The organism is Rubellimicrobium mesophilum DSM 19309 (assembly GCF_000600335.2).
Taxonomy (GTDB): domain Bacteria; phylum Pseudomonadota; class Alphaproteobacteria; order Rhodobacterales; family Rhodobacteraceae; genus Rubellimicrobium; species Rubellimicrobium mesophilum.
Genome location: NZ_KK088557.1, coordinates 57,092 through 73,451 on the forward strand (window position 1 = coordinate 57,092; position 16,360 = coordinate 73,451).

General features: G+C 72.6%; 20 protein-coding genes. 15 read left to right on the top strand and 5 right to left on the bottom strand.

Translation table 11 applies throughout. The features are described 5' to 3' along the window. The first annotated feature begins 106 nt into the window (after positions 1-106). Complete coding sequence (locus RUMESO_RS05655; RefSeq protein ID WP_037278765.1) at positions 107-610, top strand: YciE/YciF ferroxidase family protein; 504 nt, start codon at positions 107-109, stop codon at positions 608-610. 117 nt (positions 611-727) lie between these two features. Then, entirely contained in the window at positions 728-1,195 is a 468-nt protein-coding gene (gene queF, locus RUMESO_RS05660) for a preQ(1) synthase (RefSeq protein WP_037278767.1), read from the top strand. Between the two features lie 18 nt (positions 1,196-1,213). Here the strand turns inward: queF and RUMESO_RS05665 are convergent, their stop codons facing one another. After that, positions 1,214-1,993: an SDR family NAD(P)-dependent oxidoreductase gene (locus RUMESO_RS05665; protein WP_037278769.1), complete on the bottom strand. Its 780-nt coding sequence runs from the start codon at positions 1,991-1,993 to the stop codon at positions 1,214-1,216. A gap of 156 nt (positions 1,994-2,149) precedes the next feature. Here RUMESO_RS05665 and RUMESO_RS05670 point away from each other — a divergent pair, with 156 nt between their 5' ends. The 9 genes from RUMESO_RS05670 to RUMESO_RS05705 all read left to right on the top strand — a co-directional run bounded on the left by RUMESO_RS05670 (position 2,150) and on the right by RUMESO_RS05705 (position 8,430). Then, complete coding sequence (locus RUMESO_RS05670) at positions 2,150-2,452, top strand: hypothetical protein (RefSeq protein ID WP_037278771.1); 303 nt, start codon at positions 2,150-2,152, stop codon at positions 2,450-2,452. Positions 2,453-2,476: 24 nt separating this feature from the next. Beyond that, on the top strand, positions 2,477-3,724 hold the full coding sequence (locus tag RUMESO_RS05675; RefSeq protein ID WP_037278773.1) for a cytochrome P450: 1,248 nt from the start codon (positions 2,477-2,479) through the stop codon (positions 3,722-3,724). A 106-nt stretch (positions 3,725-3,830) separates the two neighbouring features. Beyond that, positions 3,831-4,940 (top strand): CgeB family protein, encoded by a 1,110-nt coding sequence (locus RUMESO_RS05680; protein ID WP_037278775.1) that lies wholly within the window; start codon positions 3,831-3,833, stop codon positions 4,938-4,940. Continuing rightward, positions 4,928-5,374: a sugar phosphate nucleotidyltransferase gene (locus tag RUMESO_RS26165; RefSeq protein ID WP_211262793.1), complete on the top strand. Its 447-nt coding sequence runs from the start codon at positions 4,928-4,930 to the stop codon at positions 5,372-5,374. Before RUMESO_RS05680 ends, RUMESO_RS26165 begins: the two co-directional genes overlap by 13 nt. Further along, positions 5,371-5,670 (top strand): hypothetical protein, encoded by a 300-nt coding sequence (locus tag RUMESO_RS26170; protein WP_211262794.1) that lies wholly within the window; start codon positions 5,371-5,373, stop codon positions 5,668-5,670. Before RUMESO_RS26165 ends, RUMESO_RS26170 begins: the two co-directional genes overlap by 4 nt. A gap of 1 nt (position 5,671) precedes the next feature. Beyond that, on the top strand, positions 5,672-6,229 hold the full coding sequence (locus tag RUMESO_RS05690) for a PIG-L deacetylase family protein (RefSeq protein WP_051521063.1): 558 nt from the start codon (positions 5,672-5,674) through the stop codon (positions 6,227-6,229). Next, positions 6,217-6,459, top strand: coding sequence for a hypothetical protein (locus RUMESO_RS05695; protein ID WP_037278777.1), 243 nt, complete (start codon positions 6,217-6,219; stop codon positions 6,457-6,459). The genes RUMESO_RS05690 and RUMESO_RS05695 overlap by 13 nt, the downstream gene beginning before the upstream one ends. Beyond that, complete coding sequence (locus RUMESO_RS05700) at positions 6,456-7,475, top strand: glycosyltransferase (RefSeq protein WP_037278779.1); 1,020 nt, start codon at positions 6,456-6,458, stop codon at positions 7,473-7,475. Before RUMESO_RS05695 ends, RUMESO_RS05700 begins: the two co-directional genes overlap by 4 nt. Further along, complete coding sequence (locus RUMESO_RS05705) at positions 7,459-8,430, top strand: GNAT family N-acetyltransferase (protein WP_051521064.1); 972 nt, start codon at positions 7,459-7,461, stop codon at positions 8,428-8,430. The genes RUMESO_RS05700 and RUMESO_RS05705 overlap by 17 nt, the downstream gene beginning before the upstream one ends. Positions 8,431-8,506: 76 nt before the next feature. Here RUMESO_RS05705 and RUMESO_RS26895 read toward each other — a convergent pair whose 3' ends face one another. Next, the gene (locus tag RUMESO_RS26895; RefSeq protein ID WP_082483375.1) at positions 8,507-9,436 is read right to left on the bottom strand and encodes a class I SAM-dependent methyltransferase; all 930 of its coding nucleotides are present in this window, start codon (positions 9,434-9,436) and stop codon (positions 8,507-8,509) included. A 108-nt stretch (positions 9,437-9,544) separates the two neighbouring features. Between RUMESO_RS26895 and RUMESO_RS26900 the strand changes: the two genes are divergently transcribed. The 4 genes from RUMESO_RS26900 to RUMESO_RS05730 are packed head-to-tail and all read left to right on the top strand — an operon-like array spanning position 9,545 to position 12,957. Continuing rightward, entirely contained in the window at positions 9,545-10,150 is a 606-nt protein-coding gene (locus tag RUMESO_RS26900) for a histidine phosphatase family protein (protein ID WP_037278824.1), read from the top strand. Further along, entirely contained in the window at positions 10,147-10,920 is a 774-nt protein-coding gene (locus RUMESO_RS05720) for a TIGR04290 family methyltransferase (protein ID WP_037278782.1), read from the top strand. The genes RUMESO_RS26900 and RUMESO_RS05720 overlap by 4 nt, the downstream gene beginning before the upstream one ends. Beyond that, entirely contained in the window at positions 10,917-11,840 is a 924-nt protein-coding gene (locus tag RUMESO_RS05725) for a beta-xylosidase (RefSeq protein WP_037278826.1), read from the top strand. The genes RUMESO_RS05720 and RUMESO_RS05725 overlap by 4 nt, the downstream gene beginning before the upstream one ends. 1 nt (position 11,841) lies before the next feature. Next, positions 11,842-12,957: an inositol-3-phosphate synthase gene (locus RUMESO_RS05730; protein ID WP_037278783.1), complete on the top strand. Its 1,116-nt coding sequence runs from the start codon at positions 11,842-11,844 to the stop codon at positions 12,955-12,957. 342 nt (positions 12,958-13,299) lie between these two features. Here the strand turns inward: RUMESO_RS05730 and RUMESO_RS05735 are convergent, their stop codons facing one another. The 3 genes from RUMESO_RS05735 to RUMESO_RS05745 are packed head-to-tail and all read right to left on the bottom strand — an operon-like array spanning position 13,300 to position 16,324. Next, the gene (locus RUMESO_RS05735; protein ID WP_037278785.1) at positions 13,300-14,463 is read right to left on the bottom strand and encodes an acetyl-CoA C-acyltransferase; all 1,164 of its coding nucleotides are present in this window, start codon (positions 14,461-14,463) and stop codon (positions 13,300-13,302) included. Then, a complete protein-coding gene (locus RUMESO_RS05740; protein ID WP_037278787.1) occupies positions 14,460-15,575 on the bottom strand; it encodes a 3-hydroxyacyl-CoA dehydrogenase in 1,116 nt (371 codons plus the stop codon). The genes RUMESO_RS05735 and RUMESO_RS05740 overlap by 4 nt, the downstream gene beginning before the upstream one ends. After that, entirely contained in the window at positions 15,572-16,324 is a 753-nt protein-coding gene (locus RUMESO_RS05745) for an enoyl-CoA hydratase-related protein (protein WP_051521066.1), read from the bottom strand. Before RUMESO_RS05745 ends, RUMESO_RS05740 begins: the two co-directional genes overlap by 4 nt. Positions 16,325-16,360 lie beyond the last annotated feature (36 nt).

Here is a 16,360-nt window from a genome sequence, read left to right on the forward strand (position 1 = left end):
CGGGGGGAGAGGCTTTTCATTGCATCACGCCCACCGTGACGCCCCGGGCGGCGGCGGGCCCACATCAATGCCAATGCCAACCAGCATCAACCAAGGGAGTGGCACCATGGGACTCTTCACGTCGGACATCAAGTCGCTCGACGACCTCTTCGTCCATCAGCTCCAGGACATCTACTACGCCGAGAACCAGATCACGAAGGCCCTGCCCAAGATGATCTCGCTGGCGACCGACCCGCAGCTCAAGTCGGGCTTCGAGCAGCACCTGCGCGAGACGCAGAACCAGATCAAGCGGCTGGAGCAGGTCTTCCAGATGCACGGGCACCAGCCCAAGCAGGTCGATTGCCCGGCCATCGACGGCATCATCAAGGAAGCCAACCAGATCTCGGGCGAGATCTCGGACAAGGAGGTGCTCGACGCCGCCCTCGTCGCCGCCGCGCAGGCGGTCGAGCACTACGAGATCACCAAGTACGGCTCGCTGATCGCCTGGGCCAAGCAGCTCGGCCGGAACGACTGCGCCTCCGTCCTCGAGCAGACGCTCCAGGAGGAGAAGGCCACCGACCAGAAGCTGACCGCCATGGCCGAGGCCAAGGTCAACGCCCGCGCGGCCTGATCCCACAGGGACGGAGCGAGGGAGGGGTCGGCGGAGCGATCCGCCGGCCCCCTTCGCTTGTCGCGCCCCGCGCCCGCTGATAAGGGACCGCGCTTCCCCGCCCGCGAGGTCCCTCCCATGTCCCAGGACAGCATCTATTCCGGCCTGACGCAGCTCGGGCAGTCCACCCGCATCCCCGCGACCCCCGAGGACGCGGTGCTGGAGCGGGTGCCCAATCCGCAGGCGGACGTCCTCTACGCCGTCCGCTTCACCGCGCCCGAGTTCACCTCGCTCTGCCCGATGACCGGCCAGCCCGACTTCGCGCACCTGGTGATCGACTACGCGCCCGGCGACTGGCTGGTGGAGAGCAAGTCGCTCAAGCTCTTCCTCACGTCCTTCCGCAACCACGGCGCCTTCCACGAGGACTGCACCGTGACCATCGCCCGGCGGCTCGTCGACCTCCTCGCCCCCAAGTGGCTGCGGATCGGCGGCTACTGGTATCCGCGCGGCGGCATCCCCATCGACGTGTTCTACCAGACCGGTCCCGTGCCGGACGGCCTCTGGCTCCCCGACCAGGGGGTGCCGAGCTACCGCGGACGGGGCTGACCCCGCCCGCCGCGGCGCTCAGGCCTTGCCCGAGCCCGGCTCCGCCTGCTTGCGGTGCTGCTCGGCCAGCATCCCGGCGGGGGTGACGTTGGCGATGGCCGACTGGAGCTTGTTCTTCCAGCCCGCGACCACGTCGCCCTCGCCGTTCTTCATCGCCTTCCAGCCGACCTCGGCCACCATGGCGGGATCGTCCTTCTTGGCCTGCCCGACCTTGGTGTCCATGAGGTCGGCGCGCTCGAAGAACTCGGTCTCGGTGGCGCCGGGCATCAGGTCCGTGATCGTCACCTCGGTGTCCTTGAGCTCGTTCCGCAGCGCGAAGGCGAAGGAATTGATGAAGGCCTTGGTGCCGTTATAGACGGCCTGGAAGCTCCCCGGCATGAAGCCCGCGATGGAGCCGGTGACGAGGATCTTCCCGGCGTTGCGGGCCCGCATGTCGCGGCCGACCTTCTGGATCAGGTAGATCGTGCCCACGATGTTGGTGTCCACGACGTGGCGCGCCTCGGCGAAGTCCTGGTCGAGGAATCCGTGGCCGAGCCCGTGGCCGGCATTGGCGCAGAGCACCTCCACGGGGCGTCCGCGCAGGGCGTCGCAGAGCCGGTCCACGCCCTCGGTGGTGGACAGGTCCACCTGCACGGCCTCGACCTCGGCGCCGAGCGCGCGGAAGTCCTGGGCGGCCTGGCCCAGCTCGGGCCGGTCGGCGGCGACCACGAGGTCGTAGCCGTCCTGGGCGGCCAGCTTGGCCAGCTCATAGCCGATGCCGGAGGAGGCGCCGGTGACGATGGCGAGGGGACGGGGCATGGTTCGACTCCCATATGGAAAGGCCCCTGGCGGCCCCGGACAGGGCCGTCCGAGGGGCGGTCGGAGGGGCAACGCCCGGCCCCGCGCGCCGTTCCCGGGGAACCCCCGGCCGCGCGGGCCGTTGCTGACCGCGAGACCCTGACGGGAGCCCAGGCCATGTCCGAGACCACCACCGACCACGATGCCATCCGCAGATGGGCCGAGAGCAAGGGCGGCAGGCCCGCCGCCGTGGACCGCACCCACTCCGACAAGGACGTGGGCCTGATCCGCATCATGTTCCCCGACGCCCCAAACTCGCACCACGAGAACCTCGTGGAGATCACCTGGGACGAGTTCTTCAAGGAGTTCGACGAACGCCGGCTCGCGCTGGTCTTCGACGACAGGAGCCTGTTCAACAAGCTCGTCGGCCGCGACACCGTCGACAAGCGCGAGCACGGCGACCACAAGGCGCACCGCTGAGGGCAGTTCCCGGACCAGGATCCCATGCCCGACACCATTCCCGACGAGGGGGCGCTGGATCGCTCCCTCGCCCTGCTGCGCGAGGGCTACCGCTTCGGTCCCCGTCGCTTCGCGCGCTGGGCCACGGACGCCTTCCGCGCGCGCCTGATGCTGCGCCGCGCGACGCTGGTGCGGGGGGCCGGGATGGCCGAGATGTTCTACGACGGCGACCGCTTCACCCGCCGGGGCGGGATGCCGGTCACGACGCTCAAGCTCCTCCAGGACCGGAACAGCGTGCAGATGCTCGACGGCGAGGACCACCGCCATCGCAAGGCGATGTTCCTCTCCCTCATGGGCGAGGCGGAGGCCGGGCGGCTCGCCCGCATCGCCGAGGAGGAATGGCGGCGGCGCCTCCCCGACTGGGAGAGGGAGAGAGAGGTCGTCCTCTTCGACGAGGCGCGCGACATCCTCTTCCGCGCGGCCTGCGCCTGGGGCGGCGTGCCGCTCCGCCCCGACGAGGCCGGGCAGCGCCTGCGCGAGGCGGCCGAGATGATCGAGGGCTCGGGCCGCGTGGGCCCGCGCAACTGGCGTGCGCAGCTCCTCAGGTCCCGCCACGAGGCCTGGGCCCGACGGGTGATCGAGCGCGCCCGCGCCTCGACCCCGGCGCCCCCGGGCTCGGCCCTCGCGGTCATCGCGTCGCATCGCGACCGGAGCGGCAAGCTCCTCGACGCCTCCACCGCCGCGGTCGAGCTCATCAACGTGATCCGGCCAACGCAGGCGGTCGCGCGCTTCGTCGTCTTCGCCGCCCTCGCGCTCCACCGCCACCCGGAGATCGCCTCGGGCATCCGACAGGGCGACGAGGCCCATCTCCAGAGCTTCGTCCAGGAGGTCCGGCGCATGACCCCCTTCCTCCCGATGGTCGGCGGCCGGGCGCGGCAGGGCTTCGACTGGCGGGGGCTCCGGGTCGCCAGGGGCGATTGGGTGCTGATCGACCTGTTCGCCACCTGCCGGGACCCCGACCTCTGGGACGCCCCCGAGACCTTCCGCCCCGACCGCTTCCAGGGCCGAGTGCCGACGCCCTACGACCTGATCCCGCAGGGCGCCGGCAACGCCGCCACCGGCCACCGCTGCCCCGGCGAGGCGATCGCACTCGCCCTCACCCGCATGGCCGCGCGGATGCTGGCGGTGGAGATGCGCTACGAGGTGCCGCCGCAGGATCTCCGGGTGGACCTCCGCCGCATCCCGGCGCTCCCCGCGAGCGGCCTGGTGCTGCGAGGCGTGACCCGGGCCTGAGGCCACGCCCCTCACAAAAGATCGTTCTACTCGGGAACCTCGGCTCCCCGCCCCGGTTGTTCCGGGCGGTCCCCGGACGGGGGCGCTGAGCGGGGTCAGGGACGTAATGAGACTCGTCGTGTTCGGGCTGGCCGTGAGCTCCTCCTGGGGCAACGGCCACGCGACGCTCTGGCGTGGCCTGATCGGCGCCCTGACCCGGATGGGCCACGAAGTCGTCTTCTTCGAGCGCGACGTTCCCTGGTATGCCGATACTCGCGACCTGACCCGCCTGCCCGAGGGCGCCGAGCTGGTCCTCTACCCCGACTGGCCCGCGATCCTCCCCCGCGCCCGGGCCGAGGTCGCGCGCGCCGACGCGGTGATGGTCACGTCCTTCTGCCCCGATGGGCCCCTGGCCTCGGAGCTGGCCTGGGACGCGGCCCCCGGCCCCACCGTGTTCTACGACATGGACACGCCCGTCACGCTCCGCCGCCTCGACGACGGCGAGCGGGTGGACTTCCTGCCGCCTCAGGGCCTGTCGGACTTCGACCTCGTGCTCAGCTACACCGGGGGGGCAGCGCTCGACCTCCTGCGCACCCGCCTCGGCGCCCGCCGCGTGGCCCCGCTCTACGGCCATGTCGACCCCGCCGCGCACCGGCCCGGCAAGGCCAGCGAGGCCTTCCGGGGCGACCTCTCCTACCTCGGCACCTACGCCGCCGACCGGCAGGCCGCGCTCGAACGCCTCTTCATCGAGCCCGCCCGCGCGCGCTCCGACCGCCGCTTCGTCCTCGCCGGCGCGAACTACCCCAAGGACTTCCCCTGGACGGACAACATCTTCTTCGTGAAGCACCTGCCGCCCGCCGATCACCCGGCCTTCTTCGCCTCCTCCCGCCTGACGCTGAACGTGACCCGCGAGGCAATGGCCTCGATGGGCTGGTGCCCCTCGGGCCGCCTCTTCGAGGCCGCCGCCTGCGGCATCCCGGTCCTCACCGACTCCTGGCCCGGCCTGGAGGACTTCTTCACCCCCGGCGAGGAGATCCTGGTGGCCGGGACGACCGCCGATGCCATCGCCGCGCTGGATCTGCCCAAGGCCGACCTCGCCCGCATCGCCCGGTCCGCGCGCGAGCGGACGCTCGCGGAGCACAGCTCCGACGCCCGCGCGGCCGAATTGGTCGCCCTTCTCGGCGGGAGTCCCGTCCGCGCCGCGCCAGAGCAAAGGAGCCTCGCATGTGGGGAGTGATCCCGGCCGCCGGGAACGGCACGCGCATCCAGCCGCTCGCCTTCTCCAAGGAGCTGCTTCCGGTGGGCGGGCGCCTGAGCGGCGACGGCCGCGCCCGGCCCAAGGCGGTCAGCGAATACCTCGTGGACCGCATGGCGCTGGCCGGGGCCACCAAGATCTGCTTCGTCATCTCGCCCCAGAAGGCCGACATCCTGAAGTACTACGGCGGCCACTGCGACATCGTGGAGATCGCCTATGTCGTCCAGCCCGAGGCCGCCGGCCTCTGCGACGCCATCTTCCGCGCCCATCCGGTGATCCCCGCCGACGAGCCGGTGCTGGTGGGCTCCCCGACACCATCTGGTTCCCGGAGGACGCCCTCAAGGCGCTGCCCGACGACCGCCTCTCCTTCCTCCTCTTCCCCGTGGAGCAGCCCCAGTACTTCGACGCCGTGGTGACGGACGACGCGGGCCGCGTCATCTGCATCGACGTGAAGTCCGAGGACGTCCGCACCGAATGGATCTGGGGCGCCTTCAAGATGCCGGGCCGCATCTTCCACGAACTGCGGCAGTTCTGGCTCTCGCGCCCCGAACCCGACGAGTACATCGGCACCCTCGTGAACGCCTGGCTGGCCCAAGGCGGCGAGGCGGTCGGCATCCGCGCGGGCTCCCTCTACGCCGACGTGGGGACGCTCGAGGGCTACCGCCTCGCCCTGGAGCTCCTCGGCCCCGGTGGCGCCAAAGCCGCCCAGTAGGATGTCCGGGTTCCTCCAGCGCCTCGCCCGCCACGAGACCATCCCCGAGCGCGTGGTCGTCGTCGTGGCCCACCCGGACGACGAGGTGCTCGCGGCGGGCTCGCGCATGGACCGCATGGAGGACCTGACGGTGATCCACATCACCGACGGCTCGCCCCGCGACATGCAGGACGCCCGGCGCGAAGGGCTGACCCGCGAGGACTACGCCGCCCTGCGCCGCCGCGAGGTCGCCGCCGCCATGGACGCCCTCGACGCGGACCCCGAGCTCCTCTGCTACTGGCATCCCGACAAGGAATCGATCCTCCACGGCCCGGCGATCCTCGACCAGCTCACCGAGGACCTGCGCGGCGCGGCCTTCGTCATCACCCACGCCTACGAGCACGGCCACCCCGACCACGACACGGCGGCGCTCTGCACCCACCTCGCGCTCGACCGCCTGCGCGAGGGGGCGAAGCGCCCGAGGTCTACGAGTTCCCGATCTACTCGCTGGAGAACGGCGAGCCCGTCTTCGGCCGCTTCTCCCCCGATGCCACCGCGCCCGAGACCGTGCTGCCCCTGACCTCCGAGGATCGCGCCCGCCGCAACGCCGCGCTCGGCGCCTACAAGACCCAGCGCGGCGTCCTGGCCTTCGCCGGCGACTGGCAGGAGCGGCTGCGCCCCGCCCCCGCCTACGACTTCCGCCAGCCCGCGCCGCAGGGCTCCGCCTGGTACGACCGGCACGGCTGGGACATGACGCTGGCCAAGTGGCGCCAATACGTCGACGCGCTCCTCGACCGGGAGGGGGCGTGAGCCTCACCGTCCTCAGCGTCGCCTATCCCCTCGCCCCCGTGACGGCCGACCCGGTGGGCGGGGCCGAGCAGGTGCTCGCCCGGCTCGACCGCGCGCTGACCGCCGCCGGCCACCGCTCGCTGGTGATCGCGCCCGAAGGGTCGGAGGTCGCGGGCGCCCTCCTTCCCATCCCGGCTGTCGCCGGTGCCATCGGCGACGCCGAGACCGCCCGTGCCCATGCCGCCGTCCGCGACCGCATCGCGGAGGCGGTGGAGCGCGACCGCCCCGACGTGATCCACCTCCACGGCATCGACTTCCCCGCCTACCTCCCCGAGAGCGGCCCTCCGGTCCTCGTCACCCTCCACCTCCCCCTCGACTGGTATCCGCCCGAGGCACTCACCCCACGCGAGGGTGTCCACCTCCACCCCGTCTCCCTTTCCCAGGCCGCGACCGCCCCACCCGGCGCGCGCCTCGAAGGCCCCATCGAGAACGGCGTGGAGATCTCCGACCTCCGCCTCCGCAAGCACCGCTACGCCTTCACCCTCGGCCGCATCTGCCCGGAGAAGGGCTTCGACGATGCCCTCGACGCGGCACGGCTGGCAAACATCCCCCTCCTCATCGCCGGCACCGTCTTCCCCTACCCGTATCACGAGGCCCACTTCCGCGACGCCATCGCCCCGCGCCTGACCTGGCGCCGCCGCTGGATCGGCCCCGTCGAGGGCGCGCGGAAGCAGGAGCTCCTCGCCCAGGCCGCCTGCGTCCTGATCCCTGCCAAGGCGCGCGAGACCTCATCCCTCGTTGCCATGGAGGCCCTCGCCGCCGGCACCCCCGTCATCGCCTACCCGTCCGGCGCGCTGCCCGAGATCGTGGAGCACGGGAAGACCGGCTTCCTCGTCGAGGGCGCGGAGGCCATGGCCCTAGCCATCCGCCGCGCCGGGGAGATCGACCCCGAGACCTGCCGCGCCACCGCCCGCCAACGCTTCTCCGCCGGCCGCATGGTCGCCCGCTACCTCCAGCGCTATGCCGAGCTCGCCTGAACTCGCCGTCGTCCCGCCCTCCGGCCTCTTCTGTCTAGAGGCGGAATGGGACGCCCTCTGGCGCCGCTGCCCCCGCGCCACGCCCTTCCAGTCCCCCGCCTGGCTCCTCCCCTGGGCGCGCCACTACGCCCCCGACCGCTGCGGCGCCGTCACGCTCCGCGCGTCCGACCAGCTCGTCGGCCTCGCCCCCGTATTCTGCTGGGAGGGCGCCCTCCTCCTCGCCGGCACCGGCCCGAGCGACCGGGGCGATGCCCTTCTCGACCCCGCCCACGCCTCCGAGGCCCCCCGCCTCCTCGCCGCCCTCCCCCAGGCCGCGCCCGAGCCCTTCGACCGCCTCGACCTCCAGCAGCTTGGCGAGGACTCCCCCCTCCTCTGCCCCGCCCCCGAAGGCTGGACCGAGGAGCGCCCCGAGGCCGATGCCTGCCTCGTCGCCCCCCTCACGGGCGAGGATGGCCTCGCGAGGGCCTCCGGCCGCCAGAGGTCCCACTGGCGCCATGCCCTCCGCCAGCTCGACAAGCTCGGCGGCACCACCGGCCTCGCCACCCCCGAGGAGATCCCGGAGGCCATCGAAGACCTCCTCCGCCTCAATCGCCTCCGCTGGGGCGAGGCCGGCGTCCTCGCCGACCCCCTCATGCAGGCCCACCTCCGCGACGCCGCCCCCGCGCTGGTCCGATCCGGCCTCCTGCGCCTTCATCAGGCAATCCTCGACGGCCAGCGGATCGCCGTCCTCCTGGTCCTCGCCGGCCCCTGGGCGCATCACGGCTACAACGGCGGCTTCGACCCCGCCCACGCCCGGCTCAGCCCCTCCGCGATCCTCGTCGGCCTCGCCATGCGACAGGCCACGCGCGAGGGCGTCCGCCACTTCGACTTCCTGCGCGGCCACGAAGGCTACAAGCGCGTCTGGGGCGCCGAGCCCCGGCCCATGCACCGGCGCGTCCTAAGACCATCCCCGTAGGGCGGGCCTCAGCCCGCCATAACCCTCCGGCTCCTCGCCCACCGTGGCCGATGCCGACGGTGGACGGAAGCCCGCCCTACGCCTTCCCCAACAGGAACGTCGCCGCGTCCCAAAGCCCAAAGTCCCCCTCGCCCATCCGCCGCACCTCCAGCCCATGCCGCGCGGCCAGCGCCGCCACCTCCTCCCGGTCCCGCCCGAGGTCCCCGCGATACGAGTAGTTCAGCACCAGCAGATGCCCCCCGGGCGCCAGCACCCGCGCCGCCTCCTCGACGTGGCGCACGGCAACTCCGGCCTGCACGAGATACGGGAACACGTCCGCCGCGAGCACGAGGTCCAGGCTCCCGTCCTCCACCCCCGACAGGTCCCGCCCCGACGACACCGCCAGCCGCACGTTCCCGAGCCCCCCGCATCGCTCCCGCGCCCGCGCGACCATCCCCGCCGACACGTCGAGCCCCGTCACCTCCGCCACCCGGGGCGCCAGCGCCGCCACGAACCGCCCGATCCCGCAGCCGATCTCCAGCACCCGTGCCTTCGGCCCGAGGAGCCCCCACCCCGCCATCCGCGCCACGACCTCCTCCGTGGTCTCCCGCAGCAGGTCCGGGTTCCCCAGCGCATAGAGCGCCACGCCCCCCTCGGGCGCGACCTCGGCCAGCCGGTCGAAGGTGCGGGCCCAGAGCGCCGGGTCCGCTGCCGCGTCCTCGTGAGCGACGCCCTGCAGCGTCGCCTTGACCGTCCCGAAGGCCTGCGGGTTCGTCCGCCAGAGCGCCAGTGCCGCGCCGATCCGCTCCGCCGCGCCTCCCCGGGCCTTCGTCAGGGCCCCCGCCAGCGCCGCCTCGACCTCCTCCGGCCCCTCCGCCTCAATGGCGAGCCGCAGGAGAGCCACGTTGGGCGGCAGCGTCCCCGCGGCGCACCCCTCGACCACCGGCCGGAGCCGCTCCGGGCAGGCGGCGAGCCAGCCCGGAGCGGGGATGGCGCGCTCGATGTCCGTTCCTTCGCTGCGCGCCATTCCGCCTCCCCCCGAAGTCAATCCCGCCCCGAGCCGCCATGCCGGGGAACCTCACGCCCCTGCGGGCGTTTCGGGCCAACGAAAGTAGATGCTCGGAAGGGGCCAGCGATCAACCTCCAGCTTTACCTCCTCCGCCATGCGGCCCATGCGGACTACGGGCGACGGCTCACCGGCCGGGCCCCTGGCGTCCCCCTCACCCCGGAGGGCGAACGGCAGGCCATGGCTCTGGGCCGCCGCCTGGTCGGGGAGACCCTCACCGAGATCCAGACCAGCCCCCGCGAGCGCGCCCGAGCCACCGCCGAAGCGGTCGCGCAGGCCACCGGCACCCCCATCATCGTGTCGGACGCTCTGGACGAGATCGACTTCGGCGCCTGGACCGGGGTGGAGTTCGCGTCCCTCGACGGCCAGCCCCAATGGGACGCCTGGAACGCCAGCCGCTCCACCGCCCGGACGCCGGGCGGCGAGAGCATGGGCGAGGCCGCCGACCGCATCGCGGCCCATGTGGACGGCCTCGCGGCCGCCCGCCCCGGCGAGCGCATCGCCCTCGTCACCCATTGCGACATGATCCGCGCCCTGGTCGCCCGGACCTTGGGCCTCCCGCTCGACAACCTCCTGCGCTTCGAGATCGCCCCCGCCTCGCTCAGCCGCATCGAGGCCGGGAGCTGGGGCGCGCGGGTCCTCAGCCTCAACGAAACCACCGGGATGGACGCATGAAGGACGTGGACGACCAGGGCGACCTCGCCCGCCGCATCGAAGAGCTGGGGCCGTGGTTCCACAACCTCCGCCTGGGCGGCATCGAAACCGCGCCGGGCCACTTCCTGGGCGACTTCCCCCGCAGCAAGTTCGAGCGCTTCGCCCACGCGGTCCCCGCCGACCTCACCGGCAAGTCCGTCCTCGACATCGGCTGCAACGCCGGCTTCTACGCGCAGGAGATGAAGCGGCGCGGCGCCTCGCGCGTCCTCGGCATCGACCACGACGAGCACTACCTCGCCCAAGCCCGCCTCGCCGCCGAAGTGGAGGGCCTCGACATCGAGTTCCGCCGGCTGGAGGTCTACGACGTGGGCGCCCTGGGCGAGCGGTTCGACCTCGTGATCTTCATGGGCGTCCTCTACCACCTTCGCCATCCGCTCCTCGCGCTCGACCTGATCCGCGAGCACGCAGCAGACGACCTGATGATCTTCCAGTCCCTCCTGCGCGGCCCCGAAACCGTCAGCGAGGTCCCCGAGGAAGCCCCCTTCGAGGAGGAGGCCATGTTCGGCGAGGAGGGCTTCCCCGCCCTCTACTTCATCGAGAAATCCTACGCGAACGACTGGACCAACTGGTTCGTCCCGAACCGCGCGGGCGTCGAGGCGCTGCTGCGCTCGTCGGGCTTCGCCATCGAGACCCGCGCCTCCGAGGACGTCTACATCTGCCGCGCGACCGACGTCCCCTATTCCCAATGGGGCGCCGGGGCCGCCTACCCGGCCAGGGGGGCCGCGACATGATCGACTCCGTGATGTTCTGGAACGAGCCCAACAACAAGTCCCACTGGGACCCCGAGATCGACCCCGACTGGTCGCAGTTCGCCCGCATGATCAACCTCGCGGGGCAGGCGGTCGCGGGCGTGAACCCGGACATGACCCGCGTGCTGGGCGGCATCTCCCCCATCGACCCCAACTACATCACCCGCCTCAAGGAGATGGGCGTCCTCGGCAACGTGGACGTGCTCGCCGTCCACGGCTTCCCGCTCGACTGGAACCTCTGGCAGATCAACGAATGGCCCGCCAAGGTCGCCGAGATCGAGGCCGTGGCCCCGAACCACCCCGTCTGGGTCAGCGAGGTCGGCGTCGGCTCCTTCGGGGCCGAGGAGGTGCAGGAGTTCGGCGTCCGCCGCACCGCCGAGCTCCTCCTGGATCGCGTCCCCCGCGTCTACTGGTACTCGCTCTTCGACCTCCCCCATTCCTGGGAGGCCACGACCCGCCACAAGGAGGCCGAGGGGTCGAGCTACTACCGCCATTTCTACATGGGCCTGATCCGCGAGGACGGCACGCCCAAGCCCGGCCTTGACGCCTATGCGCCCCACGCCGACCGCATGGGCCTCATGCAGTGGTTCCACTACGAGGACCCGCGCCTCCCCCTGGCCGTCGAGTGGATGAAGCGCCTGGGCGTCCGCCGCATCCGCACGGGCCTGTCCTGGGCCGACAGCTTCCGCCCCAACGCGCTCGACTGGTTCGACCGGCAGATGGAGGCTCTCCAGGACTTCGACGTGATGGCCACCTACTGCTTCACGCCCGAGCACCTGGGCCACCAGCCCCACCACACCAGCCCCCCGCGCGAGCCCCAGCAGTTCGCCGACTTCTGCGCCGCCATGGTCGAGCGCTACGCCCCCGCGCTGCCCGCGCGCGCCACAGCAGGGAGAGCCTGAGATGCCCGACGGCAGCCTGACCCCCAACGGAATCAACGTCGCCATCGTCGGCGTCGGCAACTGCGCGAGCTCCCTCGTCCAGGGCATCGCGATGTATCGCGAGGATTCGGGCAACGAGCACACGGGCCTCATGCACTGGGACCTGGGCGGCTACCGCCCCGGCGACATCCACATCGTCGCCGCCTGGGACATCGACCGCCGCAAGATCGGCCAGGACGTCGCCAAGGCCATCTTCGAGCGCCCCAACTGCACCGCCGTCTTCTACGGCGACGTCGCCGACACCGGTGCCAAGGTCCGCATGGGCAAGATCCTCGACGGCTTCGCCCCCCACATGGCCGACCAGCCCGAGCATCGGACCTTCCTGAAGGCAGACCTCCCCGAGCCCTCCAAGGAGGAGGTCGTCCAGACCCTGCGCGAGACCGGGACCCACGTCCTGATGAACTACCTCCCCGTGGGATCGCAGAAGGCCACCGAGTTCTACGCCGAATGCGCGCTCGAGGCCGGGGTCGCCTTCGTCAACAACATCCCTGTCTTCATAGCCTCCGACCCCACCTGGGCCGAGCGTTTCCGCGCGGCCGGCGTCCCCATTATCGGCGATGACATCAAGGCGCAGGTGGGTGCGACCATCGTCCACCGGGTCCTCACCGACCTCTTCGCCAAGCGCGGCGTGCGGCTCGACCGGACGTATCAACTGAACACCGGCGGCAACACCGACTTCCTCAACATGAGGGAGCGCGACCGCCTCGCCTCCAAGAAGATCTCCAAGACCGAGGCCGTGCAGGCCGTCGCCGCCCAGCGCCTTGACTGGGAGAACATCCATGTCGGCCCCTCGGACTACGTCCCCTGGCAGAACGACAACAAGATCGCCTTCATCCGGCTGGAGGGCACCCAGTTCGGCGGCGTCCCCATGCACCTCGAGGTGCGCCTCTCCGTCGAGGACTCCCCCAACTCCGCCGGCGTCGCCATCGACATGATCCGCTGCGCCAAGCTCGCCCGCGACCGCGGCCTCTCCGGCCCCATCGAGGCCCCGGCGGCCTTCTTCTGCAAGCACCCGCCCCGCCAGACCACCGACGACCTCGCGCACGAGGAGGTGGAGGCCTTCATCCGGGGCGAGTGAGGCGCCCGTGACCATTCCGTAGGGTGCGCTTCAGCGCACCATTCGGCGGCAATCTCTCACGAGGTGCGGTGCGCTGAAGCGCACCCTACGGATGAGGCGTCAGAAGCAGGCACGAACCCCGTAGGGCAGGCTTCAGCCCACCACGCCTTGCCTGGCGCGACATTCAACAGGACAGCTTGGCGCGACCTGATCGACGTTACATCCCCGCCGCGATTTTCCCGCGGCTGTTAACTGTTCCTTAAACTTCCTCTGCCAAGGTGATCCCTGTCCCTGGGTCGCCGCCCGGCGGGGTAGGGGAAGCTGCGTCCTCGGCGCCCGCCGCGACGTGATCGTGGGCCACCTTCAAACCGCCAGCAGCTCCAGCGCCACTCCCTGCCCGACCCCCACGCAGAGCGTCGCCAGCGCCCTCTGCCCGCCGCCCTCGGCCAGCCGCCGTGCCGCCGCCGCCGCGATCCGCGCCCCGCTCATGCCGAGCGGATGCCCCAGCGCGATCCCGCCCCCCCTGGCGTTCACGCGCGGGTCGTCGTCGGCGATCCCCCAGGCCCGCAGGCAGGCCAGCACCTGCGCCGCGAAGGCCTCGTTGATCTCCACCACGTCGCACTCCGCCGGGGCCGCCGCGCCCCTCGCGGCCAGCCGCTCCACCGCCGCCACCGGCCCGATCCCCATATGCGACGGCGCGACCCCCGCCGAGGCCGCCCGCCCGACGCGCGCGAGGGGCTCCAGCCCGAACCGCCGCACCCCCTCCTCCGAGGCGAGGATCATCGCCGCCGCCCCGTCGTTCACGCCCGAGGCGTTGCCGGCCGTCACCGTCCCCCCCTCGCGGAACGGCGTCGGCAGCGCCGCAAGCCTCTCCAGGCTGGTCGCCCGGGGATGCTCGTCCGCCGACACGACGCCGCCCTTGACCGGCACCGGCAGGATGTCCGCCGCGTGCCAGCCCGCGTCGTAGCGCTCCTGCGCCCGCAGCGCGTAGGCGTCCTGGTCCGCGCGCGGGATCCGATGGTCCCGCGCCACGTTCTCCGCCGTCTCGCCCATCGCCTCGGTCCCATGGGCCGCCGCGATCCGCTCGTTGACGAAGCGCCAGCCGATGGTGCTGTCGAACACCTCCGCCGCCCGCGAGAAGGCCGCCTCCGCCTTGCCCATCACGAAGGGTGCCCGCGTCATGCTCTCCACGCCCCCGGCGATCACCACCTGGGCCCCGTCCCGCACCGCCCTCGCCCCCAGCACCACCGCGTCGAGCCCCGAGGCGCAGAGCCGGTTCACCGTCAGCGCCGGTACCCCCTCCCCCAGTCGCGACAGGAGCACCGCCATCCGCGCGACGTTGCGGTTGTCCTCCCCCGCCTGGTTGGCGCAGCCGAGGATCACCTCGTCCACCCCGAGCCCCGGATGCAGGTCGAGGAGCCCGTCGATCACCAGCGCCGCCATGTCGTCGGGGCGCACCCTCGCGAGCGCCCCGCCATACCGCCCGATCGGCGTCCGCCTCGCCGCGCAGAGAAAGACCTCGGTCATGCTCCCTCCATCAGGATCGGCGCCGGCGCGTAGCGCCCCCTCAGATGCGCCGGCGCCCGCGCCTCCAGGGCCTCCAGCCGCGCCCGGACCGCCCCGCGTCCCCGCGCCGCCAGCATCTCGAACGGCCCGCGCGGCCAGCTCAGCGCCAGCCGGGTGGCCGCGTCCACCGCCTCCGTCGTCACGCTCCCCTCGGACAGGAGCCACCCGGCCTCGTTCGCCAGCGTGGCCTCGATCCGCTCCACGATGGTCCCGGCGTCGCCGGGCGCCTCCCCCGCCGCCGTGACGAAGCCCCGCCCCGCCTTCCGCCCCAGCGCCCCCGAGGCCACCTGCGCCTCCAGCGCCGCGAAGACGCGGTAGCGCGGATGCCGCCCCATCCCCTCCCAGACCGCCCGCGTCGCCGCGAGGTGCACGTCCGCCCCGATCAGGTCGATCAGCGCGAAGGGCCCGATCCGGTAGCCCGCCGCCATCACCGCCGCGTCGATCTCCGCCGCCGTCCGCCCCTCCTCCAGCAGCGCGAGCGCCTCCCCGTAGAAGGGCCGCGCGCAGCGGTTGACGATGAAGCCGGGCGTATCGGGCGCCTCCACCACCACCTTCCCCGCCGCCTCCGCCAGCCGCCGCGCCACCGCCAGCGCCGCCTCCGAGGTCCCCCCGTGCCGCACCAGCTCCACGAGCCGCTGCACCGGCGCGGGGTTGAAGAAATGGAGCCCCACAACCCGCTCCGGGTGCCGCACCCCCTCCGCGATCCGCGCCACCGACAGCGAGGAGGTGTTGGTCGCCAGCACCGCCCCCGGCGCCACGACCTCCTCCAGCGCCGCGAGCAGCGCCCGCTTGACGGACAGGTCCTCGACCACCGCCTCGACCACCAGCTCCGCCGCGCCCATGGACGCAGGCCCCTCCACCACGACCAGCCGGCCGAGGATCGCGTCGCGCTCCTCCGCCGTCATCTTCCCGGCCTTCACCCGCCCGTCGAGCGCCCCGGCCAGCCGGTCGCGCGCCCCCTCGCGCGCCGCCTCGACGGCATCGGTCGCCAGCACCACGGCCCCCGCCTGCGCGAAGACCTGCGCGATGCCGAGCCCCATGGTCCCGAGCCCCACCACCCCGACCATCGTCATCGCCCCTTGAACTCCGGCCTGCGCTTCTCGCGGAAGGCCCGGAGGCCCTCCGCCTTGTCCCCGGTGTCGAGCAACGCCTCGAACGCCGCCCGCTCCCCCGCGAAGTCGAGCCCGCCCTCCGACGCCGCGACCACCGCCGCCTTCGCCGCCCGCAGCGCCAAGGGGGCCCGACGCGCGATCCGGCCCGCCAGCTCCTCCGCGACGGGCAGCGCGCTCCCCTCCACGCGCCACGCCGCGATCCCCCAGGCCTCGGCGGTCGCGGCGTCCACGATCTCGCCCGTCAGCACCATCCGCATCGCCCGGGCCCGCCCGACCAGCGCCGTCAGCCGCTGCGTCCCGCCGGCCCCCGGCATGATCCCAAGGTTCGTCTCCGGCAGCCCCACCCGCGCCGTCCCGCCCAGCACGAGGAGGTCCGCCATCAGCGCCAGCTCGAACCCGCCGCCCAGCGCGACGCCGTCCACCGCCGCGACCAGCGGCTTGGGAAAGGCCCGGATCGCCGCCCAATGCGCCTTCCTCGGATCGACCGCCGCCTCCACCGAGCCCTTCCCCTCGATCTCCCCGATGTCGGCCCCGGCCGCGAAGTCCCCCCAGGCCCCGGTCAGCACCACCGCCCGGCAGCCCTCGTCCCCGGCGAGCCGCCCGAACGCCTCCGCCAGAGCGCCAAGCAGCGCCGTGTTCAGCGCGTTGCGCGCCTCCGGGCGGCTCAGGGTCAGCCGCGTCCAGCCGTGCTGCGGATCCTCGATCAGCATGGCGCGATCATCCTCCGCCCACCCAAAGTTTCAAGC